The organism is Brevibacillus dissolubilis, assembly GCF_006170445.1.
GTDB classification, from domain to species: domain Bacteria; phylum Bacillota; class Bacilli; order Brevibacillales; family Brevibacillaceae; genus Brevibacillus_B; species Brevibacillus_B dissolubilis.
The window spans coordinates 426,131-451,247 of the sequence record NZ_VCNA01000002.1 but is presented as its reverse complement, the minus strand read 5'-3'; the positions used below and the strand labels follow the sequence as shown (position 1 = coordinate 451,247).

Genomic DNA, 25,117 nt, shown 5'->3' with positions numbered 1-25,117 from the left:
ACGTGTAAGAATCCCCCTAAGGAGCTATGACCCAATGACTATTTATAATTACTCCGCCAAAGCGATGAACGGAAAAGAAGTATCATTAGAAGAGTACAAAGGTAAGGTCGTCCTGATCGTCAACGTAGCCAGCCGATGCGGCTTCACGTTCCAATATGAAGATCTGCAAAAGCTGTACGACCGATACAAGGATCAGGACTTCGTAATCCTCGGCTTCCCGTGCAACCAGTTTGCTGAACAAGAACCGGGAACCAATGAGCAGGTTCACACCTTCTGCACACTTACGTACGGCGTCAACTTCCCGATGTTCCAAAAAGTAAATGTACGTGATGAAGGAGCACATCCGCTGTTTACGTACTTGGCAGCGTCCAAGCCGTTTGAAGGGTTCAACCCATTCCACCCAGTGGCAAAAATCCTGAAGTCGATCATCGACGAACAGCTCCCACACTACATGATTGGCGACTCCATCAAATGGAACTTTACCAAATTCCTCATCGACCGTCAGGGGAACGTCGTGAAGCGTTTTGAAGCGACCACTGATCCGATTGATATGGAACGGGATATTGAAGAGGTTTTGGCTACTCCGTAAGTGGTAGGTAGCGCAACAGGTTAAGACAAACAGGTCGAAAAAACAGGCAGGCTCCATCTTCATACGGCTTGCCTGTTTTTTTATTCAGAGAAAACAAAATTTCCTATTGCCTAATCCATATCTCATCTGCTATAATATCAATTGTCAGCAACACCATAACATGCGGCCGTGGCGGAATTGGCAGACGCGCTAGTTTCAGGTACTAGTGGTGGCAACACCGTGGGGGTTCAAGTCCCTTCGGCCGCACCATACATATGTAGACACAGGTAGAGAAGCGAATAGCGACTCTACCTTTTTTGCTAACTGTGAAGAGGAGGTCAACCCTAATGATCATCGAGAACATAGAAGTCAGACGCCAAGCCGTCCCACTCCATAAGCCATTCAAAACCGCACTCCGCACCGTTACCACCGCAGAATCGATTCTAGTCAAAATCACGACGAATAATGGACTCACAGGCTGGGGCGAGGCTCCTGCAACCGTTGTCATCACAGGGGACAGTCTGCACAGCATCGAGGGTGCTATTCTCTATACCTTTAAACCACAGCTCGTAGGCAAAAATCTGCTTAATTACGAAGAAGTCTTCCATATTCTCAAGCAGGGCATGGTCAACAACACCAGTGCCAAAGCCGCGCTCGACATGGCTCTCTATGACCTGATCGCGCAAAATGCGGGCTTGCCGCTCTATCAGTTCCTCGGCGGCTACAAAAACGAGCTGGAAACCGACTACACTGTCAGCGTCAACGAGCCGGACGAGATGGGTGAGGACGCTGTAGAGTACGTCAAAAATGGTTTTAATGTTCTAAAAATTAAGGTGGGGAAAGATGATATCCGAAAAGATATCGAGCGTATCCAAGAAATCCGCCGACGCATCGGCAACGATATCAAAATCCGTCTCGACGCCAACCAAGGCTGGGAGGCCAAAGAGGCTGTCCGCTCCATCCGCAAAATGGAGGATATGGGGCTCGACATCGAGCTGATCGAACAGCCGGTCAAAGCACACGACATCGCAGGTCTTAAAACCGTAACGGACAGCGTAGAGACACCAATCATGGCAGATGAGAGCGTATTTACCCCGCTGCAAGCGTTCGAGGTGCTCAAGCTGCGCGCTGCTGACCTGATCAACATCAAGCTGATGAAGGCAGGCGGCATCTATCAGGCCCAGCAGATCAATCACATGGCAGAGCTGTGCGGGGTAGAATGTATGGTCGGCAGCATGATCGAATCCCGACTTGGCATTACCGCAGCGGCACATCTGGCTGGTGCGAAGAAAAATATCACCCGTTTTGACTTCGACGCTCCGCTTATGCTCATCAAGGATTATGTCCAGGGCGGCGTGGTCTATGACGGCCGTAAAATGACCTTGACCGATGCGCCGGGCCTTGGGGTCACAACGATTTTGGAGAGTGAAACAACCGTATGAGCCACCCTGTATCTGACAACACGAACCGTCTGATGCTGGTCAACGTACAAGTCGCCACCATCTGGACGTCCCCAGAATCCCCACGCGGGCAGGATGCACCTGCTGTCTCTCATCCGACCGATATCCGCGCATGGCTCGATTCGATGACCGTGGAAGACCGCATTAACCTATGGGAAAAAGACCGGACCCAGACCCAGATTCTCTATGGAACCATCGTCGAGGTCACCGAAGAGCAGGGCGAGTGGGTAAAAGTCGCTGTCCCTGAGCAGCCATCGATCAAAGGCAAGCGGGGTTATCCAGGCTGGATGCCGAAGGTCCAGCTGACAGAGCTGACCGATGTTGCTTTGTTTACTGCAAGTGAACATCTGGTACAGGTTGCCCGTCCGACCGCGTTCCTATATGAAGCAAAAGATGAAACAGCCAAAGGCATCGAGCTCAGCTACTTGACCCGTCTTCCATTGATCGGGGGAGAGGCGGCTGAGTCTAAGGGAACCGTTGTTGGTGGAATTGGATCTGATTCTGATGCGTCTGACTCCTCTGATACGTCAGCCGACATCACATGGCTTACCGTCGCTACCCCAGACGGCACTCGCTATCTCAAGCGCTCGGAAGCCACCATCATGCAGCGCGGACAGGCGGCAATCATCACGGGCCAAGATGTCGTCGAGGCAGGCAAGCAGTTCCTCGGACTGCCATATCTGTGGGGCGGGACATCTGCTTTTGGCTACGACTGCTCCGGCTTTGCTCACTCCATGCATAAGGCATACGGCATCACCATCCCGCGTGACGCCTCCAACCAAGCGAAGTTCTCCACCTTTATCGAGCGGGAGGATCTGCAGCCGGGCGACCTCGTCTTTTTCGCTTTTGAAGAGGGCAAAGGACGCGTCCACCACGTCGGAATCTACTATGGTGACGACCAGATGATCCACGCCCCGAAGACTGGGGAGAACGTCGAGATCATCACGATCAGCACCTCCCGTTATGCACCGGAATATTGCGGGGCCAGACGTTATTGGAACCTGCAGCAGCCACTTGATATCCACGCCGAATAACCGAACAAAAAAACCGCTCGATCCAGCAGATGACATTAACGTCGATCCTACTGGAGCCAAGCGGTTTTTTTTCAGCTCTTCACCTTGGACATGCACGGGTCCAAACAGCCATTTCACGCCATTACCCATTATTTCTCAAACTGAACTTTTTTATGAAACACAAGACCAATAATCGTTAAAAAAGCAAGCGAACCAAGCGCGGCACGGCTTGCGATGTTGCCATAATCGGCCAACAGCCAGGTGACACTGCCGTAGAGCAGCGGACCGACGATGGCTGAGACCTTGCCGGAGAAGGCGAACAGACCGAAAAACTGGCCGCGTTTATCATCAGGCGTCATCTGGGCAATCAAGGTGCGCGAAGTCACCCACATCGAACCCATCGACACCCCGTACAAGGCTCCCGCGACCCAGAACATCGCTTCATTCACCGTTCCGACCGCAATTGCAATCGCTGTGATCATCACGATGGCTACCCATGTGATTGCCCGCTTGGCCCCAATCCGCTTGGTGATATGCCCGAACACGAACGATCCGATGATGCTGCATACCGTGGAGACCAGATACAACGCGATAAACTGGCCCGTTGAAAAATGAACCACGACCTTGGCATACACCGCCATCATCGCAATCGCCGTCGCCACCGCGTCATTGAAGAAAAAGTAGGCGATCATGAAGTAGAACAGGGATTGATACTGCCGGATCTCCCGGAAGGTTTGCGCGATTTCTTTATATCCGCTGAAAAAGGATGGTTTGGCAACACTTGCAGGGGAGGTGGGAAGAGCGTCACTGTGAGAGGTAGTCAGTGATGCGTGGCTTGCAGATGTCCCTGGGCCGTCGGAAGTATTAGGGTTCCCCCTCCGCGCAGGCTCCTTATACAGCACCATCATCGGTATACAAAAGACCAAATACAGCAACCCGGTCAGCAAAAATGCCAACCCGAACCGATCACCACCGATGAACGGATAGACCGCCAGCCCCATCAGTGTCCCCAGATAACCGACCGCCACACCGAAACCAGAGATTAACGGAATCTCCTGCTTGCTGCCGAGGTCCGTAATCATCGAGTCGTAGAAAATCAGGCTCGACTGATAAAACAGCTTCGCCAGCATAAATGCGACCAGCACCAAAGCAATCGACAACGGCAGCCCCATGATGCTTTGCTCCGTCTGCCAGTAGGTGGCGGCACCCATGATCAACGTACAGAGGATGGAGATGAGTGCGAATGGGACGAGATAGCGTTTTTTCTGTCCGGTACGGTCGATCAGCACACCGAACAGTGGTGACAGGATGACCAGCAGAACGCTTGCCAGCACATTGGTGTAGCTGATAAATGTCGTCGCCAGCTGGTTGAGGACAGCATCGCCGCCCATCGCTTTTTGTATATAAAAAGGAAAGAAGATCGTGGTGATATTGGACGAGAAGATCGTATTGGCAAAATCGTACATCGCCCAGGAGAAGATGGGGAGGGAGAAATACAGAGCCAGCCCTTTGCGACCGGGATCAGAGGCTTGTTGGACAGGTTGGGTTTGCGGCATGGTTTCAGCACCTTTTCAATTTTAGATGGAAGGAAGGAATAAGATGAACATTCAAGATAATCAGGCGTTTTCCTTCCTATTTATTCATCGGCTTTACAAAAGATTCATGATTACGGGATCGTTTCTTCATCTAAATATGATAAGATCAATCGAGAAAAAGCACATACGGGAAGCATGCAGCGAGTATAATCTGGTTATACCTGTTAGTAGCTGTGCAAACTCAATCATGGAGGGGACACCCAATGGTACATCTGTTCACATTCGTGGGCAAATGGAGAGGGAAAAAGCGCAAGAAAAAAGACCGCAAACCGGTGTATTCGTTTGAAAACTGGAAAATCGGCGGGCGCAGTACATCTTCCAGCAATCGTTCGCATCTCATTTGATCGGGCCGGGTTTTATTTGACAGGTATCTTGCTGACAATGTCTTCTCACCTACTACTTCTTCTTATCTAATACTATAAAAGCAGAGCAGGAGGTGTCGAGGGCACTTCCTGTTTTTTTATACGATTTTTTTGCAAAACGCTCTGTCTCTCTGTATGCTAGAAAGTGGAACTAATTATGGATATGTTGTGGGAGATGATTTTCATGCTGACTCATCCGGCAGAGAAGTTATATTACAGAGATGCTTATCTACAGTCATGTGAGACCACCATTGTGGAACACGGGACAGATGCAGCAGGGACGCCTTATGTCGTACTGGCGGAGACAGTCTTTTACCCGACAGGCGGGGGACAGCCATGCGATCTGGGTACGATCAATGGTGTTGAAGTGATCGACGTAGAAGAAGTGGACGATAAGATCCTACATAAATTAGCCCAGCCGCTCACAGCAGGCGAGGGCAAGGCCGTCTGTCAGATCGACTGGCAGCGCCGTTTTGATCATATGCAACAGCATAACGGTCAGCATATTCTTTCCGCTGCTTTTGCCGAGCTGTATCAGGCAGAGACATTCGGTTTTCATCTGGGACGTGAGACGGTGACGGTTGACATCATGACCGAAGTGCTCACCGACGAGATGGTGCAGCGTGTGGGGGAACTGGCCAATTCCGTCGTGTTTGATAACCGTGAGATTACCGCCCGTTTCGTCGACCCCCAGGAGCTTGCGACATTACCGCTGCGCAAAGCCCCGACGGTGAGTGAAAACATCCGTATCGTGACGATTCCGGATTTTGATTACAATCCATGCGGTGGCACACATCCTAAGCGTACAGGGGAAGTGGGACCGATTCTGATCCTCGGCTGGGAGCGTAACAAGGGCGGTATGCGCATCGAGTTCGTCTGCGGCAACCGGGCGATCCGTGCCATCTATGACAAACAGCGCACCCTGCGTGAACTGAGCCGCCAGCTCAACAGCAGTGAGAGCGAGATGCTGAACAGCTTAGACCGCATCATCACCGAGCAGAAGGAGACATCACACGCCCTCCAACAAGCCAAAGGACAGCTATTGGAGCAGGAAGCCGCACGTCTGGTCGCGAGTGCTGTGGCGAAGCAGGATTACCGAATCGTCTCCACTGTCCAACCAGGACTGACCATGCAAGAACTGCAAAAAATGTCTCAGATCATCACAGCAGCCGATCCCAAAGCGATCGCTTTGCTCGCAGCCAGCGGTGACAAAACCCAACTGGTCTTCGCACGTGGTACCGAAGTCAGCATCCCAATGAATGCACTCCTCAAAGAGACCTTGACTGTAATCGACGGCAAGGGCGGCGGCAAGCCAGAAAGCGCTCAAGGCGGCGGACAAGCTACCGTACCTGCCGAAGAGGTGCTGGCTCATGCATTGGGATTACTCGAACGGCAAATTCAAGAGGCTTCCGTCTAACCGGCGCAAGCCCTCTTTTCTCTTTATGAATATTAATCATTAAAAGTTATTGAACTTTCTCTTGGTTGCTCATATAATAGTCACGGATTACATGTATGTTCATGAGAAAGTTGAAGAAAGAAGGAATGTTACCCGTGACTTGGGAAGCCTTATCCATCATTGGAACGATCGCCTTTGCGGTCAGTGGAGCACTGGTCGCTATGGAGGAAGAATACGATATCTTGGGAGTACTCGTGTTAGGTCTGGTGACCGCGTTTGGCGGCGGTATCATACGGAACCTGCTGATCGGGGTACCAGTATCTACTATCTGGGAACAGGGACTGCTGCTTAAAGTGGCAATCTTCTCGATCTTAATTATTTTCCTGCTGCCAGTCAATTGGATTCATGCAGGCAAGCGCTGGCTTACTCTGTTTGATGCCATCGGTCTTTCTGCTTTTGCCATTCAAGGTGCGCTGTATGCCACCAGCATGAATCACTCGATCAGTGCTGTCATGGTAGCGGCGATGATGACCGGGATTGGCGGCGGGATTATCCGCGATGTATTGGCACGCCGCAAGCCTTTGGTTTTGCGTGACGAGATCTATGCGGCATGGGCGATCCTGCTTGGTCTGATCATCAGCCTTGGCAATGTTGGCTACGACCAGCCGGTACAGCTTTATCTGCTGTTTGCGCTTGGTGTCACGCTACGTATGGTCTCTGTCTATTTCAACTGGAGACTGCCACGCCGCTCACTGCGGGATCACAATCGGCCCAAAACGAAAAGCAAGTGGAGAAAGATGACGACTGTCTAACGGCATGAATAGCAAGTGGAGAAAGCCTGCGACCAACAATCATGCTCTCTCCAAACAAAAAAGCCCCTTTTCCAAAAAAGGGGCCTCTTGCTTATCAAAATGTTCTGTTTAACTAATTATGCTCCGTGTTGAGTTATATAAAACGCTTCTACGTAATTGGTACTCATCAGGTAATTCGTAACCTCATTGTTTTGCACGTACTTTTTCTCTTGGTACAAATCTTCCTTACGATTTGCGAACAGCCAACCAAGAAATTCTCTCATTTTTACGCCTCCAATGTTGTAGGGGTGTTATCCTTTACACCTATAGAATAACGTGCGAACATTACGGACTCTTTAACAAAATATTACGGTTTTGTAAAGAGGGAAAACGCAATTTTCTTACAATTTTACTGCTTTTCCCAGAAAAAATTTTTTCATTATTCCACACGTTTTACACAAAAACGTAGTATACTACAAGTTGTTAGCATTCGTGATGATAAGAATTCATTAAACTTTCAATAATGGAGGACTAGTTATGAAAAAGTTTGACCTGTCTGTACTTACGATCTCCGTATGCATCTTGGGCCTCGGTTTCCTCGGACTCAACCAAGGTCACAGTGCTACTCCAGTTGCTGTAGCGACTGTTAACGGTGAAGCGATCACCAAGAGCGCACACTATGATGCGATGAAAGAACAAGGCGGCGAGGCAGCTCTTGACCGTCTCGTAGTTGAGACCCTCATCAAGCAAGAAGCAGCGAAAAAAGGCATCAGTGCAAACGATGAAGACCTCAATAAAGCACTCGATACTATGAAAAAACAAGTAGGTTCCGATGAGCAGTTCCAAGCGTTCCTGCAACAAGCGAACCTGACTGAGGATAAATTGAAGGACAAGCTTGTTTTCAACGTTCTGCTCGACAAAATGTTTGAAAAAGAAATCACTCCTACTGATGCAGACATCAAAAAGTTCTACGATGAAAACAAAGAAACTCTTGGCAACCCAGTTCCAACCCTTGACCAAGCTAAAGAAAAAGTAACCCAAATCTTGATGGACATGAAACGCAGCGAGAAAATCCCAGCATGGCTCGAAGAAGCGAAGAAAAACGCGAAAATCGAGAAGTTGGGCGTTGCAGCGACAGCACAGGCTGGCGAAGGGGAAGCTAAGCACTAATTTTCCTGAAACCTGGCATCCGTATGCTTTCGTACCGAAAAGGCTCATCCAACCGGGTGAGTCTTTTTTTTCCATTTCCTATTGTTGCAAGGAGCAATGTGCGGTACTATATCAATGGCTTATGAAATGATAGACTGTTGGATGGTTTGGTGTATTAACTTTAACTCTAAATTTCAAAATACTTACGTAAATGATAGGAGAAGGATCGAATGAATTCGTTTGTAACTGTCATCGGAACGGTTTTCATGGATGTAAAAGGATTTGCAAATCAAAACTACCAAGCGACAGGACGTAACCTGGGGAATATCCAATTTGTACATGGTGGCGTAGGACGCAACGTTGCGGAAAATCTGGCAAAGCTGGGAACCAACACGGGTTTTGTTTCTACCGTTGACTCATCTGGGATGGGGCTTGAAGTGATCAATCATCTGCAAGCCAACAGCATCGAGACTTCCTTCGTACAGGCAACGGATAATGGTATGGGTATGTGGCTTGCAATCCTGAATGAAAACGGTGAATTGGCAGGCTCCATCTCCCAAATGCCACAAGTGAACACGATGCAAGAATTGATCATCAAGCACGCAGAGGAGTTTATCAGCAAATCGAGCCATGTCGTGCTTGAAATTGACCTGACTGTGGAGATCGCCCGTCATGTGATCGCTGTGGCGAAAAAGCACAACAAACCGGTATACGGAATTCCGGGGAACCTGGATGTAGCAGGGAAGTATAAAGACGTACTGGACGGTCTGGACTGCTTTATTTTTAACAATTATGAGGCAGATGTGCTGTTCGGTCATGAGTTTACCAGTCTGGAGCTGGAAGCCAAGCTTGACGCGGTGAAAACCTACGTGGATCAGTCTGTGGGTCTGCAATCCGTAGTGGTGACGCTGGGTGAACAAGGGTCTGTCTATTATGACCGCCGTACCCAAGAACTGGGACACCAGCCAGTATTCCCGGTTGATCTGATCGATTCCTCCGGGGCCGGTGACTCCTTCTTCTCCGGAACAGTTATGGCGCTGATCAGAGGCGTAGCTCTGAAAAATGCGGTCATCTGCGGAACCAAGGTAGCAGGCTGGACAATCACGGTAAAAGAGAGCATCTGCCCGGATTTGACTGAAAAAGCACAAGCGGACGCCGAGTTCCAGCGCATCCTGACAAAAGCAGAGGTAACTCTGCCATAAGGAAAAGCGTATTTTACACCTTGTCTAGTCCACCCCGACTCTCTATAATAGGTAAATCAAAGTGGGGGGATCTTTATGGAAGGTACTGGATACAAAGTAAGTAAGGTACTGAATAATAATGTCGTCTTTGCCGTCGGACCGGACAAACAGGAAGTGGTACTCGTCGGCAAAGGGCTTGGTTTTGGTAAAAAAGCAGGGGAACGGATTGAACATGGTCAATTTGATAAGGAATTCCGGCTGACAGATTCCAACCAGTCCACACGCTACAGCGAACTGCTGTCTCAGACGGACGAACGGATTGTATCCGTGTGCGAAGAGATTATCGCGTATGCGCAGGAGAAGCTGGGAGAGATGCTGCACGCCCATATTCATATCTCGTTGACTGACCATATTGCCTTTGCTTTGGAGCGGATTCGCAAGGGGCAGACGATTACGAACACCACTCTCACGGAAATTCGTAGTCTGTACCCGAAGGAATACGCCATTGCTGAGCATGCGGTAGAACTGGTGAAGCGGCAATTGGGCACAGAGCTTCCCCGCGCGGAAGAAGGCTTTATCGCGATGCATATTCACAGTGCCAGAGCCAATGCTACCGTGGGCAAATTGTTGCGTGGGGTTGAACTCGTATCTGACTTGGTAAAACTGATTGAAAAAGGGCTGGGAATCATGCTGGACCCGTCCAGTATGGACTATGCGAGACTGGTGACCGACCTGCGTTTTACCATTGAGCGTGTGGAAAATGGTGAATTCACAGAAAATCATTTAGTTTCCCTCTTGAAAAGAGACTTCGCCAAGTGGTATAGTTTAGCAGAGCAGGTTGGCCACAGAATCACACAGGTGCTTGAGCTCCCCGTGCATGAATCGGAGATTGGCTATCTGACCATCCATTTATCAAGACTGCAAAATAGAATAGCGTGAAGTGCGTGTTACTAATTCGATTAGGCATAAGCACTCTTTCTAAGCAGCAAACTACTGCGAGAGAGGGGTGACTTATGCCTTTTTTGATGTTTTACTCCCATATGCATAATTTAGGATGGAAGGTGAGTCTATGAAGAAAGCTTTCGGGAAGTTGCAGCAGGTCGGACGCGCATTAATGCTGCCTGTTTCCGTACTACCTGCGGCAGGTATATTGCTCCGGTTCGGGGACAAGGACTTGCTCAATCAACCCGTCATAAAAGATGCGGGCGGTGTGCTCTTTACCAATCTGCCGTTATTGTTTGCGGCTGGGGTGGCGCTCGGTTTTGCCGGTGGTGAAGGGACAGCGGTTGTCGCTGCGATCGTTGGCTACCTGGTCTTGAAATCCGTACTGACTGACATGGGACCAGTCCTTGGCTTGGAAAATGTGAATGGTGATCCTGCTTTGGACATGGGGGTTTTTGCCGGTATCATTATCGGTGTTGTTGCCGCTATGTTATATAAGCGCTTTCACGATATTAAATTGCCGCCTTATCTCGGGTTCTTCGCCGGGAAACGCTTTGTACCCATCATCACATCTTTGGCGGCGTTGGTGCTTGGGGTTATCTTTTCATTCGTATGGCAACCGATACAGGCAGGTATTGATATCGTCGCACAATGGGCGATGAACAATCCGATTGGGCCGTTCGCCTTTGGTTTTGGTCAGCGGATTCTGATTCCGTTTGGCTTGCACCACATTTTTTATCAGCCGTTCTGGTTTGTGTTCGGATCGTTCACCGATGCAGCGGGCAATGTGCATCACGGGGATATCGCACGTTTCTTCGCGGGTGACCCGACGGCAGGACGTTTCATGACAGGGATGTTCCCTGTACTGATGTTTGGTCTTCCGGCAGCGGCGCTTGCGATGATCCATGAAGCAAGACCGGAAAAACGTAAAGCGGTTGCAGGGATTATGATCTCTGGTGCGCTTACTTCTTTCCTGACAGGGATCACGGAGCCGATTGAATTTGCGTTTGCGTTCGTTGCACCGATCTTGTTTGTCATCCATGCGTTGTTCACTGGTTTGTTGATGGTTGTATGCGATTTCATGGGGATTCGAACCGGCTTCACGTTCTCAGCGGGCTTCATCGACTACATTCTCAACTTCGGCTTGTCCACTAAACCGCTGATGATCATCCCGATCGGCTTGGCTACTGCGGTACTGTACTACTTCGGCTTCCGCTTTGCCATCCGTAAATGGAATCTGATGACACCGGGTCGTGAGGCAGATGCAGCCGAAGACGAACTGGTCACCAACCAAAACAAAGTCACAGAAGACGGGAAACCGGCTGCTGCTGTGGGCGGCTTGCCAGGTCAGATTCTGGTTGCGATGGGTGGCGCAGAGAACATCCAAGTGCTTGACGCTTGTATCACCCGACTGCGTGTCACCGTTGATGATGTGAACCAAGTCGATAAAGATAAGCTCAAATCACTCGGTGCTGCCGGAGTATTGACTGTGGGTAACAACATCCAAGCGATCTTCGGTACCCAGTCAGATTCTCTCAAAGAACAGATCAAGAAGATCATCGCATCAGGCGGTCAGGCCGATCAGGTCGTCGTCAAAGATACCGATCCTGTTGCATGCGATCCTGCTCCATCGAATAAGACAGGGGAAGCAACGGGAACAACAACTAACATAGATGCAATGGATTTAACTATCAACGCACCACTCAGCGGTAAGCTGCTTGCGCTCGAACAGGTACCAGACCAGGTCTTCTCACAAAAAATGATGGGAGACGGCTTCGCCATCGATCCTGACCGTGGCAAGGTGGTCGCTCCGTTTGACGCGGAAGTGCTGATGATCTTCCCGACCAAGCATGCTTTTGGTTTGAAAGCCAAAAACGGAACCGAGCTGCTCATCCACGTCGGTATTGATACCGTCAATATGAACGGGGAAGGCTTCGAGACGCATGTCAACGAGGGAGACCAAGTGAAGGCAGGAACCCTCCTCCTCACGTTTGACCTTGAAAACGTGCGGGAAAAAGCGAAATCTACGATCACACCTGTGATTATCACCAATCCGGGCAGCGAACAATTGATTCGCGGTACCCAGACCGAAGTAACAACAGGGGAACCCGTTTTGACCCTGCAAAAATAAAACCATACTCAAACATAAAAGGAGAGAATTACTCATGGCAACAGCATCCAAACAAGCAACCGTAACGAACGAAACAGGTATCCACGCACGTCCGGCGACTGCGCTCGTACAAAAAGCTTCCCAATTCAACTGCGAAGTGTTCATCGAAAAAGGGGAAAAGAAAGTAAACCTCAAAAGCATCATGGGCGTAATGGCACTTGCGGTGCGCAAAGGTGAGACCATCACAGTCTCTGCTGAAGGTGAAGGTGCAGAGAAAGCCGTTGAAGAACTCGTAGCATTCATTGAAGGTGGTCTGCATGACTAAGCTGTCTGTACAAAAACGGGGGATCGCCGCTTCACCGGGGATCGCCATCGGGAAAGCATTCGTCCTGCGTGACGAGCTGCCCGCTATCAATCGAGTAAGCATCAGCGCAGAACAGGTGGAGACGGAACTTGGCCGCCTTTGTCTGGGACTCGACAAAACCGGTGAACAGCTGCGTAAGCTCCGTGAATCAACCGCAGCGAAGATGGGGGAGGAGCAGGCGAAGATTTTTGACGCTCACCTGCTCTTGCTCCAAGACCCGGAGTTGATCGGCGGATTTGAGGGCCAGATCAAAGACAGTCATCAAAATGCGGAGAGCGCCGTGCAGGATACCACAGAGGGGTTTGCCGCGATCTTCGCCAGCCTTGATGATGAGTATATGCGTGAGCGTGCAAGTGATATCCGCGACATCGGTTCGCGTCTGATCAAAAATATAGCAGGGGTGAACACCGTTTCACTTGCTGAAATCGAAGAGGAGGTCGTGGTACTCGCCCATGACCTCACCCCATCCGATACCGCCCAGCTCAACTCCTATGTGCTTGGTTTCGCCGCAGAAATCGGTGGCCGTACCTCGCACTCTGCGATCATGGCACGCAGTCTGGATCTCCCGGCTGTCGTAGGTGGCGGTACGATTCTCGAAGTGGTTGCTGAGGGTGACCTCGTGATCGTCGATGGGTTTACCGGTGATTTGATCATCAATCCAAATGACGAGACTCTCAGAGCATATACAGAGCGCCGTGATGCTTATCTGCAGGAGCGTGAGACCCTGCGCCAGCTGATCAGTGCTGAGTCCAATACCCAAGACGGCGTACACATCGAACTGGCTGCCAATATCGGTACACCGAAAGACGCGGTCAAAGCGATGGAAAACGGTGCAGACGCCATCGGTTTGTATCGTACTGAATTTTTATACATGGACCGTACGGAGATGCCGACCGAAGAGGAACAATTCGAGGCATACCGTGCTGTTGCCCAGACGATGAAAGGTCGTCCGGTGATCATCCGTACGCTTGATATCGGCGGGGATAAGGAGCTTCCGTATCTCCAGCTGCCGCATGAAGCCAACCCATTCCTCGGGTACCGCGCAATCCGCCTGTGCCTGGATCAGACTGACCTGTTCAAGCGTCAGCTGCGTGCGATCCTGCGTGCGAGTGCATTCGGTGAACTTTTGATCATGTTCCCGATGATCTCCAATCTGCAAGAGCTTCGTGCTGCCAAAGCGTTGCTCCATGAAGCACGCCAAGAGCTGTCCGATGCCAATATCGCCTTCGACAGCGAGCTGAAGGTCGGGATGATGGTAGAGATCCCATCTGCCGCGATTCTGGCTGATGTCTTTGCCAAAGAGGTAGATTTCTTCTCCATCGGAACCAATGACCTCGTACAATACACCTTGGCTGTTGACCGGATGAATGAGAAAATTGCGCCGCTCTATCAGCCGTTCCATCCTGCGATTCTGCGCCTGATCAAATCGGTTGCAGACGCGGCGAAGAACAACGGTATTTTTGCCGGGATGTGCGGAGAGATGGCGGGTGACCCAGTTGCTATGCCGCTCCTCGTCGGTCTTGGCCTGACCGAGCTGTCCATGAGTGCACCATCGATCCTCCCAGCACGCAAAGCACTGCAACAGATCAACTACGCAGAAGCCAAAGTGTGGGCAGAAGAAGCACTGACACTTGCGACCGCAGAAGAAGTGCGCGAATTCGTACTGAGCAAGCTGGGTCAACTGACACAGTAAGCTTATAGCCGCCAGCGTATGAATGATCTTGTCATCATCGTGGAAGGCAAAAACGACCGTGCCCAGCTGAAAAAAGTACTGCCAGAAGACACACTGATCCTGCTTACAAACGGTGTGCCCAATCAAAAAAAGCTGCAAGAGCTGAAAAAACAGGCCAGAGACCGGGATGTGTATATCCTGACCGACAACGATTCGACTGGGAAGAAGATTCGGAAGTTGGTGCATGATACGTTTCCCGGTGCAATGGACCTGTATACCAAAGAGCGGTACAATGGAGTAGAAGCAACTCCCACCGATGTATTGCGGCATCTGCTAGAGAAGGCAGGGCTGTTCGAAGCAAAAACCAGTCTAAATTCGTGAAAAAATCACGGTTTAGACTGTTTTTTTATTTCCACTTGAACACGATCACACCGGCGATCAGCATGGCGAGTCCAATCAATTTATTCGAATAAAAAGGAACCTTTTCTACCCCAAACCAGCCGAATGTGTCAATCAGCAAGGCCACCAGCAACTGCGAAATCATCAGGATGGACACCGAGTAGGCCGGCCCGATCAGGGTGACACCCTTCATCACACAGAAGACAATCACTGCACCAAACACACCGCCTAATAGATACAGCTTGTTGACCTCGGTTATTTTATGAAAAGAACCATAGCCTTCTCTCATCATCAGAAGAATAAGAAGAGAAGTGAGACACCCAACCCCGTGGACGACGGCATTGGTTTCCCAAAGCCCGATTTTGGTGCTGACCTTCGTATTAAATACGCTTTGCAGACTGATAAAAGCACCTGCTACGAGAGAAAAAATGATTCCTTGCATACGGATTGTGATCCCCTTTCACTTACGTTACTCGTTACTCATACAGACTGCCATCGGCTAATTCTTTTAATTTCTCCCCATTTTTCACCCACAGGCTCTTGTTTCTGCGCTCGATAATCTCCTCGGAGCAGAATTTTTGCACGACCCGGTTGAGATGGCGGTAGCTCGTACCCAGCAGCTCCGCGATTTCGGTGAGTTTGGAGGTTTTGATTTCATGGGAGAACGAGGAGGCACCTTCGTCAAGCAACGTGGATACGAGGTAGCTGGCAAAGCGGTTTTCAACCGGAACTAACAGATTTAACCGGGTAGAATGGGAGAAGGTGTAGAGCTTATAGCTGACCGTCTTCAGCAGAAAGGTGAGGAAAGCCGGGTTGTCCGAACAGGTTTCATGCAGCACCTTGTAGCTAAGCCCGATCAGGAGGCACTTTTTGACCGCCTCGACGTGGTTTTTCACTTCAAACTGGTGAATGAATTCGACGTCCCCGATCAAGGCCAGCGGATCATTGAACCTCAGTAAGAGTGACTTACCGTTTGGCAGAAAGGTAGAGATCTTGAGCTTACCCTGCACCAGCATATAGAGGTGGTTCATCTGGTCGCCATTCGTACAGAGAATCTCTCCTTTTTCTAGCTCAATCAGCTTCATCTCGCTGATCACACCACGGTCAAAGATGTCGCCGAGCTGATACTTCTTCACCGACCATTCCAGCAGGTCTTTATCCACGATTTCTTTCATCTCGGTCTCCTCATGTCAAAGAAGTAGCGTACACATGTCTATCTTACGGGATCGTTTGGAAATAAAAAAAGGACATATGTCCTTTTTCAAAAGCATTTTCGTTTTCGGCCTGATTTATTTACTCTTTGCCAGATATGTTGTAATCCGCTCCACATCCGCGTCAGTCAATGAACCGCCATTCGCACCAATCATCACGCATGGGCCATACACCCAATCCAGATACCCGTCAGACGTGACGGGGAAGTTGTTGGCGGCGACACCACGGGCATCTTCATTAACCAACAGGCTGATGCCTTCCAATGTATCATCTTGGATAACCTCGTAATCTCCCTCCAGAATCTCCTCGATCTCTTCTGCTCCAGAGACTTCACGCACTTCTGCCTGCTCATGCGGGATTTTTACTATGACTTTGATCATCTTTCGAACACACTCCTTTTTCATGCGATTTTTATCATATCATACTTGCCATATTTTGCGTATGGAGAGCCTTTTTGTTATGGCCGAAATAGGTAATAGAGGTAATTCAGACATCTTAGAGGAGGCAACCGAGATGAAAAAACGTATGAAATCTCTCACGGCGGCTGTTCTGATCTCTTCCTTATTAATGGGAGCACCACTTGCCCAAGAAGCTTCTGCCGCACCGTATTCCACCACGTTATATCAAGGGATGACAAGCAATGAGGTGACACAGCTTCAGACTGATTTGCAGACCCTTGGCTACTTTACGTATGGGTCGTACACGAACTACTTCGGCTCCGTGACGGCGACAGCGGTAAAAGATTTCCAAACGGCTTATGGCCTTGGCGCGGATGGGATCGTCGGCTCCAAGACAGGTACAGAAATTGCACATGCCCTAACCAAGAAGACCCTGATGGATGACACTTACAACTATCTGAACACGCCATATCTGTGGGGAGGCAGCACACCAGCGGGTTTTGACTGCTCCGGCTTCGTCTACTTCATGTTCAACAAGCATGGCGTTCCGATGATTCGCACCACCTCTGCGGAATATTTCAAAATGGGTGTTCCGATCAGTGTGGACAAGCTTATGCCGGGTGACCTGGTATTCTTCACCTTGTCGACTTCGGGTGCGGTACAGCATGTTGGTTTCTATATCGGGGGAGGCAAGTTCATCTCCGCTATCAGTTCAAAAGGAATTTATGTGCAAAGTTTTTTTGATAACAGTTACTGGACTCCGAAGTACCTTGGGGCAAAACGGGTCTACTAGAAAACCTTGTAAGTAAGCGTTTTATTTCGAATCTTGCGACTATGCAAGATTCTTTATTTTTATTAATTTTTTACTGTAAACTTTATCGACAAATATGTTACAATAGATTTATACTTTTCATGTATTCCTCACATTAAACTTGAAAAAAGGAGAGTGGCCTAGTGAAAAAGCCTAGCTTAGCCATCCAAATTCTCATCGGGTTAGCTCTCGGTATCTTGGTGGGAGCGATTTTTTACGGAAATCCTTCTATCGCAGGTTACCTGCAGCCATTGGGAGATATCTTCATCCGTCTGATCAAAATGATCGTGATTCCGATTGTGATCTCCACGCTCATCGTTGGTGTAGCTGGGGTAGGCGATATGAAGGCGCTCGGGAAACTGGGCGGGAAGACCATCCTGTATTTCGAGATCGTCACAACCGTTGCGATCGTCATCGGTCTGCTGTTCGCCAACGTGTTCCAGCCGGGTGCTGGAGTCAACATGGAGAATCTGGCCAAAGGTGATATCCAGAAATACGTGGATACAACTGAATCCGCGACTAGCCACAGCTTCATCGATACCTTCGTCAATATCGTACCGAAGAACGTCTTCGAATCGATTGCGAATGGTGACATGCTGGCGATCATCTTCTTCTCGGTGATCTTCGGTCTTGGGGTGGCAGCGGTCGGTGAAAAAGGCAAGCCGATCATTTCGTTCTTCCAAGGTGTCTCTGAAGCGATGTTCTGGGTGACCAACCAGATCATGAAGTTTGCGCCGATCGGCGTATTTGGTCTTATCGGTGTGACGGTATCCAAGTTCGGTATCGCATCCCTCGTGCCGCTTGGCAAACTGGTCATCACGGTGTATGGGGCGATGTTCTTCTTCGTTTTCATCGTTCTTGGACTGATCGCCCGCTTGGCGGGTACCCGCATCATGACGATCGCCAAAATTCTCAAAGACGAGCTGGTTCTGGCATACTCCACCGCGTCTTCTGAGGCTGTATTGCCAAAAGTGATTGAAAAAATGGAGAAGTTCGGTTGTCCGAAGATGGTGACGTCTTTCGTCGTACCGACCGGTTACTCTTTTAACTTGGATGGTTCTACCTTGTATCAGGCTCTCGCAGCACTGTTCATCGCGCAGATGTACGGGATTGACATGCCGATCAGCACACAGATCACGCTGATGCTTGTCCTGATGGTAACCTCCAAGGGGATCGCTGGTGTGCCAGGGGTATCCTTCGTGGTACTGCTTGCGACACTCGGTTCTGTCGGCATTCCGGTTGAAGGTCTGGCGTTCATCGCGGGTATTGACCGTCTTCTTGATATGGCCCGTACGGTTGTTAACGTACTGGGTAACTCCCTCGCGGCGGTTGTTATGTCCAAGTGGGAAAAGAATTACGATGAGAAGCAAGCGAAAGAGTATGTGGAGTCGCTTGGTGCTTAATATTTGAATAGCTGGTAATGGAGAAGGGGCTAAAGTTCATGATGAACTTGAAGCCCCTTTTTCTTATGGCATTCTTTCTTTATTTCCATTGTGAAAGGCAGTGATGGGATTGACTGTTGTCATTTTGTCGTTGTCCCAAAAGATCGCGGCCCCGTCTGGAATGGCGTACAGTGGTGTAGTGGTGGAGAGCGGCATCAGTTCCTCATCTTTTTCACTGTGGTAATGGACGTCTACGCTAAAGGGAACTAAGCCAAGCCCTGGGATGACACGGGTCTGTGGGTAGTCATCATAGCGAGAGAGGAGGCAGTCTCGGCTAAACGCTAAGGCTCCGGCGCTGTAGCCGATCATCAGGTCGGGGAAGCTTTGGAGAACGGGGACAAGCCCTTTGGTATGTAGGCGCTCCATCAGCCGGTCAGGCCTGCCGCCGATGAGATAGAGGACATCGTGTGCGTTGATCTGGGCGATCATGTCGTCGGATGAGAGATCATAGGGGAGGAGCTGGACATGATCGATGCCGAACGCCTGAAAGGTCTGGATGCCGGTACGGTGCCAGCCGTCGTATTTGGCGGGTTCTGTGGCGAAGGGGATGATCAGAACCTTATGGTGGGGCTTGAGGTATTGGGCGAGGCGTTGGTAGATGGGTTGGAGTTCGTCATTGAAGTGGTTACCACCGCCGATGAAACAGAGGGGCATGATGAGATCAGCTCGCTTTTCGAGAGAGTGTACGTAATATTATTTTGCAGCAGGAGGTATTTGTCCAGACGATTTCTACTATAAAAGTATTATAGGAAGAATCAGAATGAAAGTGGCATATTGAATTTTTATTTCAAAATCGACAAAAACCATTGATATTCTATTTTAAACTCATATAATAAAGGTAGCATTAGCAATTGGAGGAAAAGTTCCTTGGCATATGTAATCGGTATTGACGGCGGCGGCAGTAAGACCGCGATTTGTTTTACAAAGCTTGAAAGGGCTTACATAAAAACAGAAATGGACACGGATCAAGCGGAAACAGCAACCATGAGCAACACCAACTATGCTGTTCCGACTCACAACGGGCCATCCATCGCAGAACCGCTATACCTGACAGGCCCGGCGAGCAATCCTCAATCAGTCGGCTACGGACAGATGAAGACCGTACTGCTAAGCCTGATCCACAACGGTATGAAGCGCTTTGACATCGCACCCGATGAAATCTGCGCCATGTGTGTAGGTCTCGCTGGTGTCGGACGCCAGCCGGAGCGGGAGAGGGTCGAGCAGATCGTCCGCGAGATCATCACGGATTTGCACCTGCACCCGAACCTTCCCTACACGGTCCACCACGATGCGCACATCGCGCTGCGTGGAGCGCTGCGACCCGACCATGCATCAGGTATTCTCGTGATCGCAGGGACTGGCTCTATTGCCTACGCTCTTGATCCAGATGGTCACGCATATCGCTCAGGCGGCTGGGGACATCTGCTGGGGGATGAAGGAAGCGGCTATTGGATCGGCATGCAGGCACTTCAGACCGTATGTCGTGCGGCAGAATACCGTGGGCCGCAGACCGCATTGACACAACTCATCCTAGACGCCTATGGATTGCAGAGTGAAAAGGAACTGATTCATTTGGTTTATGGTGCACCTGATAAATCAGAAAGTAACGAAAATTCAAACATCAATCCAAACTCCAACGAAGATACACGCTCGACCCGAACGCCTTCCCTCAGGGATAAAACCCAGATCGCAGCCATCGCGAAGCTCGTCATACACGCTGCGGAGTGGAAGAGTAGTGAATACCCGGTTTTCGTATCCAGAATGGGAACATGTGGCCCTCAGAGGACGGAATCATCGAGAACGAGCGAATCTCACTCGCACCACAATCAGACAGGCGATCCTGTCGCCATCCAAATCCTAGAGCGGGCTGCTGACGAATTGGTTTTGCTGGTACGAAGTATTTTGTCCCAGATGAGATTGGACAAAACAGCTTCCACCATTCCCGTCACTGTCGCAGGTTCTATTTTCCAGCACTCCCGCATCGTGAAACAACATTTCATCCAAAAGCTCCAAGCCGAAACCCTCGGCCTCTACCAAGAGCCGCAGGCTGAACCGATCCACGGAGCTGTCATTATTGCCAAAGAATTGATATAACCACACCTACCCGCAACAGAGAGGAAGAACCCAATCCATGCTCAACGGAGGACTCCTGCGCATCCGTGAGGCCTTGCCTACGATCAAGCCGGCGGAGCGCAATGCAGCCCACTATATATTAGAACACCCAGAGGAAGTCATCCGCTTATCTGTCAAAGAGCTGGCGGAAAAAAGCAACTCCAGCCAGGCGGCTATCATCCGCTTGTGCAAAAATCTCGATCTCGACGGCTATCAGGAGCTGAAAATCCGCATCGCTGCCGACCTGCAATCCAGTCTCTCAGGCGACGAGGAGTACAAGGAGATTCAGCCCAACGATGACATCCCGACCTTGATCGAGTCGATCTCGGCCAACAACATTCACTCTATCCGCGAGACGCTCAAGATCATCGATCCTGTTGCCGTCGAGCAGGCCGTGCAGGCTTTGAGCCGTGCCAAGCGCATTGACCTGTATGGAGTAGGGGCTTCCCAGCTGATCTGTCAGGATGCCCAGCAGAAGTTCCTTAGGATCAACAAGCTCTGCAATGCGTTTTCCGACACCCACCTGCAGCTCACGTCAGCGGTGACACTGACGCCAGACGATGTAGCAGTCGGCATCTCGTATTCTGGTGAGACCACACAGGTGCTTGCGGCAATCAAGCAGGCCAAGGAGTCAGGAGCACTGACCATCGGGATCACCAAGTACGGGGCCAATCCGCTCTCAGGGCTGGTCGATATCCGGCTCGCTACAGCCTCCACTGAGTCAGATATCCGCAGTGCCGCCACCTCATCCCGCATCGCCCAGCTTAATGTAATCGACATCCTGTTCATGAGCGTAGCCAGCCAAAATTATGACGAAACAATCAGTTACCTGCGCAAGACGCGCAAAGCGATACAGGAGGAATTCAGAAGGAAATGAGGGTACCATACGCCAATGGATGAGACAAAACAAATCGTCACCGAACAACGCAACGCCCGCTCCTACCAGATTGATCGCAAAAGCACGGAGGAGATTCTAGAGATTATCAACGCTGAAGACCAGACCGTGGCGGAGCAGATCCAAAAAGAAATCCCGGTCATCTCCCAAGTTGTAGACCGCATCGTACATGCGTTTACACAGGGAGGACGGCTGATCTACGCAGGCGCAGGCACAAGCGGCCGCATTGGAACCTTGGATGCATCCGAATGCCCGCCTACCTATGGCACCGACCCAGAGATGGTGCAGGCGATGATCGCAGGCGGCGTGGATGCCGTGTTCCGGGCGGTTGAGGGGGCAGAGGATAACGAGGCCCAAGGCGGTCTTGATATCGAGGCCAAAGCGATCAAGCCAGTCGATGTCGTAGTCGGCATTACGGCGAGCGGAGGTGCACCGTATGTGATCGGCGCACTGAAGCGGGCACGTGAGCTTGGTGCGACCACTGTATCTTTTACCTGCAACCGCCAAGCCAAGCTGCATGAGCATGGCGACTACCAGATCAGTGTCGAGGTAGGCCCGGAGGTCATCACCGGTTCTACCCGGATGAAGGCAGGCACCGCGCAAAAGCTGGTGCTCAACATGCTCACCACCGCCTCCATGGTCAAGCTGGGCAAGGTCTACGACAATCTGATGGTAGATCTCCAGCCGCTCAATCTCAAGCTGGTCGACCGCGCCAAGCGGATGATTATGACCGCAGCCAACTGCACACGAGAAGAGGCCGAGCGTCTTTTCACCGAAGCGGACGGCAACCCGAAGACCGCCATCGTCATGCATATTTGCCAGATCAATAGAGACGAGGCGACCCGCTTCCTCAGCGAAGCACAAGGATTTGTTCATAAGGCTATCCAAGCCTGTGAAATAGAAAGAAATACGATCTAAGAAAGAGGGGACAATCATGAAAAAAGCACTACTGACGCTGCTCTCAGCGGCAATGGTTATGGTTGCAGGCTGTAGCAGCCAAGAACCAACAGCCACGACCAACCCTGCGTCCGGGGAGAAGGATGTTGTAACCGTCTGGACGTATCCGGTTCACAACGACTATGAGCCAGAGCTGAAAAAGCTGCTCGAATCCTTCCAATCTAAAAACCCAAACATCGAAGTCAAGTATGAAGTACTCTCTTGGGCAGAAGGTCCGAAGAAATTTGACATCGCCCTCAACGCAGGTAATCCACCAGATATCTACTTCGACAAGCCGCTCGGCAAATACGTAGACACCGGTCTTTTGGTTGACATCAAAGACATGATAGGCGACAAAGCCAACAACTACGAGCCAGTAGCCATCGATTATATGAAATACGAAGACGGCCTCTATGGTCTGCCACTCTACATGTTCCTCCACGTCTGGGGCGGTAACAAAGCCCTGATGGAAAAAGAGGGCATCGACTACGTGAAGATCCAAAAAGAAGGCTGGACATGGAAAGAGTTTAAAGAAATCGCCCAAAAAGTAACCAAGAAAAATGAAAAAGGCGAAGATCAATACGGTCTCGTGTTCCAAGGCTCTGGGAATACGTCCGATGAGCTGTTGAACCACCTCGCTCTCAATAACGGTCTTCCATACCGCGTCACCAAAGACGGCCAATTCACATGGAATGATGACAAAATCCTCGATACCATGAAATACATCCGCGAGCTGTCCGATGCAGGCATCCTGCCAAAAGAAACAGCGGCGATCGATCCGAAAAAACGTATGGAACTCTTCTATAACAATCAAGCCGTATTCATGGGCCGCGCCATTCCTTATTTCGATCAAATGATGAAAACCCGCAATGCCGATATTGATGCTGGTAAAGTTCAGGGACAAAAAGTAGAATTTGTATTGTTGCCAATTCCTCACAACGAAGGCGAAAAACAAGTCGCAGTAGGTGGCGCAGAAGGCTACATGCTGTTCAAGCAAAAAGAAACCACGGATGCGCATCTGCAAAATTCCCTGAAGGTTCTCGAACATCTGACAGGTGATGAAGCGGCACAAGCTTCCATCACACTTGGTCTGCCACCGGTTCAAAAGAAAGCACGCGAAACCTACCAACCAATCATCTCCAAAGAAAACGACGAAGCAGCTAAAGTACTCGCAGGCTACGTACTCCCACCTGCAGGGATCTCTGTAGAAACAGGGGCAGCAGACGACCAGTTCAAAGCAGAAGTCATCCTGCCAACCGTGCAGACGCTTCTCAACGGTGAAACCACACCGGAGCAAGCACTTGAAACGTTCCAATCCAAAGGCAAAATGATTTTCGGTAAATAACAATCAGCAAAAAATTGTGTCGGATCACCAGGGGAGAGCTGATCTCCCCTGCCTTCACAAAAGGGGGCCACATCGTGGATAAATGGAAACAATTTTTCCGGGATTACGGCTGGTGCTACCTCTTCATCGCGGTTCCTGTCATCCTTTTTCTCGTCTTCACGTTATATCCCGTGTTGGCTGCGCTGGTGATGAGCTTTCAGAAGTACCATGTCCTCAATCCCAAATGGATCGGGTTTGATAACTACCGCATGATGTTTCAGGACGAAGTGTTCTGGAAGGCGATGTGGAACACCTTTGTCTTTACGGTAGGCACGGTACCACTCAACCTGTTTATTACGTTGGGACTGGCTATCTTGATCTTCCCGCGCTCGACTCGGACACAGACCTTCTTCAAAGCGGCATTTTACCTGCCAACCGTTATGTCTGGGGTGACGCTTGCGCTCGTCTGGTTCTGGATTTATGACCCGACCGAGTCAGGCTTGCTCAACATGTTTTTAGGCTTGTTTGGCATTGAAAATGTGATGTGGCTTGGCAAAAGCAACTCATCCTTATTCTCAATCATGTTTATGACTTATTTTATCAACCATGGGGCAGGGATCATCCTCTACCTCGCCGCACTGGGCGGCATTCCGAAGTCGCTTTATGAAGCGGCCGATATCGACCATGCAAGTGAATGGTCCAAGTTCAAAAACATCACGTGGCCGCTCTTGAAACCAACTACGCTCTATTTGCTGGTAACAAGCATTATCCTGTCCTTCCAAGTCTTCATGAGCATCTATTTGATGACACAAGGCGGGCCTAACTTTGCGACCACAACGATTGCGTACCTCATCTATGAGCATGCATTCGTCTACTATAAATTCGGGCTGGCGGCAGCGGAGTCGTTCGTGCTGGGCTTCATCATTATCCTGGCGTCGATTGCGCAGTTCAAATTCATGTCCAGCGACGTGGAGTACTAAGGAGG

General features: G+C 50.1%; 25 protein-coding genes and 1 tRNA gene. 21 read left to right on the top strand and 5 right to left on the bottom strand.

The features are described 5' to 3' along the window. The first annotated feature begins 34 nt into the window (after window positions 1-34). The 4 genes from FGI41_RS04085 to FGI41_RS04070 all read left to right on the top strand — a co-directional run bounded on the left by FGI41_RS04085 (window position 35) and on the right by FGI41_RS04070 (window position 3,062). The gene (locus FGI41_RS04085) at window positions 35-589 is read left to right on the top strand and encodes a glutathione peroxidase (protein ID WP_139488670.1); all 555 of its coding nucleotides are present in this window, start codon (window positions 35-37) and stop codon (window positions 587-589) included. 162 nt (window positions 590-751) lie between these two features. After that, window positions 752-838, top strand: a tRNA-Leu gene (locus FGI41_RS04080). 77 nt (window positions 839-915) lie between these two features. Further along, the gene (locus tag FGI41_RS04075) at window positions 916-2,010 is read left to right on the top strand and encodes a dipeptide epimerase (protein ID WP_139488669.1); all 1,095 of its coding nucleotides are present in this window, start codon (window positions 916-918) and stop codon (window positions 2,008-2,010) included. Beyond that, window positions 2,007-3,062, top strand: coding sequence for a C40 family peptidase (locus FGI41_RS04070; protein ID WP_176560116.1), 1,056 nt, complete (start codon window positions 2,007-2,009; stop codon window positions 3,060-3,062). Before FGI41_RS04075 ends, FGI41_RS04070 begins: the two co-directional genes overlap by 4 nt. A gap of 128 nt (window positions 3,063-3,190) precedes the next feature. Here FGI41_RS04070 and FGI41_RS04065 read toward each other — a convergent pair whose 3' ends face one another. Continuing rightward, window positions 3,191-4,597 (bottom strand): MFS transporter, encoded by a 1,407-nt coding sequence (locus FGI41_RS04065; RefSeq protein ID WP_139488668.1) that lies wholly within the window; start codon window positions 4,595-4,597, stop codon window positions 3,191-3,193. Window positions 4,598-4,839: 242 nt separating this feature from the next. On the opposite strand from FGI41_RS04065, the gene FGI41_RS24740 reads away from it, so the two are divergent. From FGI41_RS24740 to FGI41_RS04020, 10 genes are all read left to right on the top strand, one after another. Next, a complete protein-coding gene (locus tag FGI41_RS24740; protein ID WP_176560115.1) occupies window positions 4,840-4,980 on the top strand; it encodes a hypothetical protein in 141 nt (46 codons plus the stop codon). A 175-nt stretch (window positions 4,981-5,155) separates the two neighbouring features. Continuing rightward, on the top strand, window positions 5,156-6,415 hold the full coding sequence (locus tag FGI41_RS04060) for an alanyl-tRNA editing protein (protein ID WP_255298317.1): 1,260 nt from the start codon (window positions 5,156-5,158) through the stop codon (window positions 6,413-6,415). Window positions 6,416-6,549: 134 nt separating this feature from the next. Next, window positions 6,550-7,206 carry a trimeric intracellular cation channel family protein gene (locus FGI41_RS04055; RefSeq protein ID WP_255298316.1) on the top strand — a complete coding sequence of 219 codons (657 nt, stop codon included), beginning with the start codon at window positions 6,550-6,552 and terminating at the stop codon, window positions 7,204-7,206. A gap of 516 nt (window positions 7,207-7,722) precedes the next feature. After that, entirely contained in the window at window positions 7,723-8,355 is a 633-nt protein-coding gene (locus tag FGI41_RS04050) for a SurA N-terminal domain-containing protein (protein ID WP_139488667.1), read from the top strand. 209 nt (window positions 8,356-8,564) lie between these two features. Further along, on the top strand, window positions 8,565-9,536 hold the full coding sequence (locus FGI41_RS04045; RefSeq protein WP_139488666.1) for a PfkB family carbohydrate kinase: 972 nt from the start codon (window positions 8,565-8,567) through the stop codon (window positions 9,534-9,536). A gap of 75 nt (window positions 9,537-9,611) precedes the next feature. Continuing rightward, window positions 9,612-10,454 (top strand): PRD domain-containing protein, encoded by an 843-nt coding sequence (locus FGI41_RS04040; protein WP_139488665.1) that lies wholly within the window; start codon window positions 9,612-9,614, stop codon window positions 10,452-10,454. 130 nt (window positions 10,455-10,584) lie between these two features. Beyond that, window positions 10,585-12,588 carry a glucose-specific PTS transporter subunit IIBC gene (ptsG, locus tag FGI41_RS04035; RefSeq protein WP_139488664.1) on the top strand — a complete coding sequence of 668 codons (2,004 nt, stop codon included), beginning with the start codon at window positions 10,585-10,587 and terminating at the stop codon, window positions 12,586-12,588. A 34-nt stretch (window positions 12,589-12,622) separates the two neighbouring features. After that, window positions 12,623-12,892, top strand: a complete 270-nt coding sequence (locus tag FGI41_RS04030; RefSeq protein WP_139488663.1) for an HPr family phosphocarrier protein — start codon at window positions 12,623-12,625, stop codon at window positions 12,890-12,892. Beyond that, window positions 12,885-14,624, top strand: coding sequence for a phosphoenolpyruvate--protein phosphotransferase (gene ptsP / locus FGI41_RS04025; RefSeq protein ID WP_139488662.1), 1,740 nt, complete (start codon window positions 12,885-12,887; stop codon window positions 14,622-14,624). Before FGI41_RS04030 ends, ptsP begins: the two co-directional genes overlap by 8 nt. Before the next feature lie 18 nt (window positions 14,625-14,642). Next, window positions 14,643-14,984, top strand: a complete 342-nt coding sequence (locus FGI41_RS04020; protein WP_139488661.1) for a toprim domain-containing protein — start codon at window positions 14,643-14,645, stop codon at window positions 14,982-14,984. 25 nt (window positions 14,985-15,009) lie between these two features. Here FGI41_RS04020 and FGI41_RS04015 read toward each other — a convergent pair whose 3' ends face one another. From FGI41_RS04015 to FGI41_RS04005, 3 genes are all read right to left on the bottom strand, one after another. Then, window positions 15,010-15,444, bottom strand: coding sequence for a DMT family transporter (locus FGI41_RS04015; RefSeq protein WP_139488660.1), 435 nt, complete (start codon window positions 15,442-15,444; stop codon window positions 15,010-15,012). 34 nt (window positions 15,445-15,478) lie between these two features. Continuing rightward, window positions 15,479-16,177, bottom strand: coding sequence for a Crp/Fnr family transcriptional regulator (locus tag FGI41_RS04010; protein WP_139488659.1), 699 nt, complete (start codon window positions 16,175-16,177; stop codon window positions 15,479-15,481). A 114-nt stretch (window positions 16,178-16,291) separates the two neighbouring features. Further along, complete coding sequence (locus FGI41_RS04005; RefSeq protein WP_139488658.1) at window positions 16,292-16,594, bottom strand: DUF3846 domain-containing protein; 303 nt, start codon at window positions 16,592-16,594, stop codon at window positions 16,292-16,294. A 133-nt stretch (window positions 16,595-16,727) separates the two neighbouring features. Here FGI41_RS04005 and FGI41_RS04000 point away from each other — a divergent pair, with 133 nt between their 5' ends. Both FGI41_RS04000 and FGI41_RS03995 read left to right on the top strand, forming a co-directional pair. After that, window positions 16,728-17,405, top strand: a complete 678-nt coding sequence (locus FGI41_RS04000; protein WP_139488657.1) for a C40 family peptidase — start codon at window positions 16,728-16,730, stop codon at window positions 17,403-17,405. 161 nt (window positions 17,406-17,566) lie between these two features. Then, complete coding sequence (locus tag FGI41_RS03995) at window positions 17,567-18,826, top strand: cation:dicarboxylate symporter family transporter (RefSeq protein ID WP_139488656.1); 1,260 nt, start codon at window positions 17,567-17,569, stop codon at window positions 18,824-18,826. A 63-nt stretch (window positions 18,827-18,889) separates the two neighbouring features. Here the strand turns inward: FGI41_RS03995 and FGI41_RS03990 are convergent, their stop codons facing one another. Further along, on the bottom strand, window positions 18,890-19,519 hold the full coding sequence (locus FGI41_RS03990) for a Type 1 glutamine amidotransferase-like domain-containing protein (protein WP_139488655.1): 630 nt from the start codon (window positions 19,517-19,519) through the stop codon (window positions 18,890-18,892). A gap of 213 nt (window positions 19,520-19,732) precedes the next feature. Here FGI41_RS03990 and FGI41_RS03985 point away from each other — a divergent pair, with 213 nt between their 5' ends. From FGI41_RS03985 to FGI41_RS03965, 5 genes are all read left to right on the top strand, one after another. After that, the gene (locus FGI41_RS03985) at window positions 19,733-20,959 is read left to right on the top strand and encodes an N-acetylglucosamine kinase (RefSeq protein WP_176560114.1); all 1,227 of its coding nucleotides are present in this window, start codon (window positions 19,733-19,735) and stop codon (window positions 20,957-20,959) included. Between the two features lie 37 nt (window positions 20,960-20,996). Next, window positions 20,997-21,854: a MurR/RpiR family transcriptional regulator gene (locus FGI41_RS03980; protein ID WP_139488653.1), complete on the top strand. Its 858-nt coding sequence runs from the start codon at window positions 20,997-20,999 to the stop codon at window positions 21,852-21,854. 15 nt (window positions 21,855-21,869) lie between these two features. After that, window positions 21,870-22,790, top strand: a complete 921-nt coding sequence (gene murQ, locus FGI41_RS03975; protein ID WP_139488652.1) for an N-acetylmuramic acid 6-phosphate etherase — start codon at window positions 21,870-21,872, stop codon at window positions 22,788-22,790. 16 nt (window positions 22,791-22,806) lie between these two features. Further along, window positions 22,807-24,153 (top strand): ABC transporter substrate-binding protein, encoded by a 1,347-nt coding sequence (locus FGI41_RS03970; protein ID WP_139488651.1) that lies wholly within the window; start codon window positions 22,807-22,809, stop codon window positions 24,151-24,153. A 74-nt stretch (window positions 24,154-24,227) separates the two neighbouring features. Continuing rightward, window positions 24,228-25,112 carry a carbohydrate ABC transporter permease gene (locus FGI41_RS03965; RefSeq protein ID WP_255298315.1) on the top strand — a complete coding sequence of 295 codons (885 nt, stop codon included), beginning with the start codon at window positions 24,228-24,230 and terminating at the stop codon, window positions 25,110-25,112. Window positions 25,113-25,117: the final 5 nt, after the last annotated feature.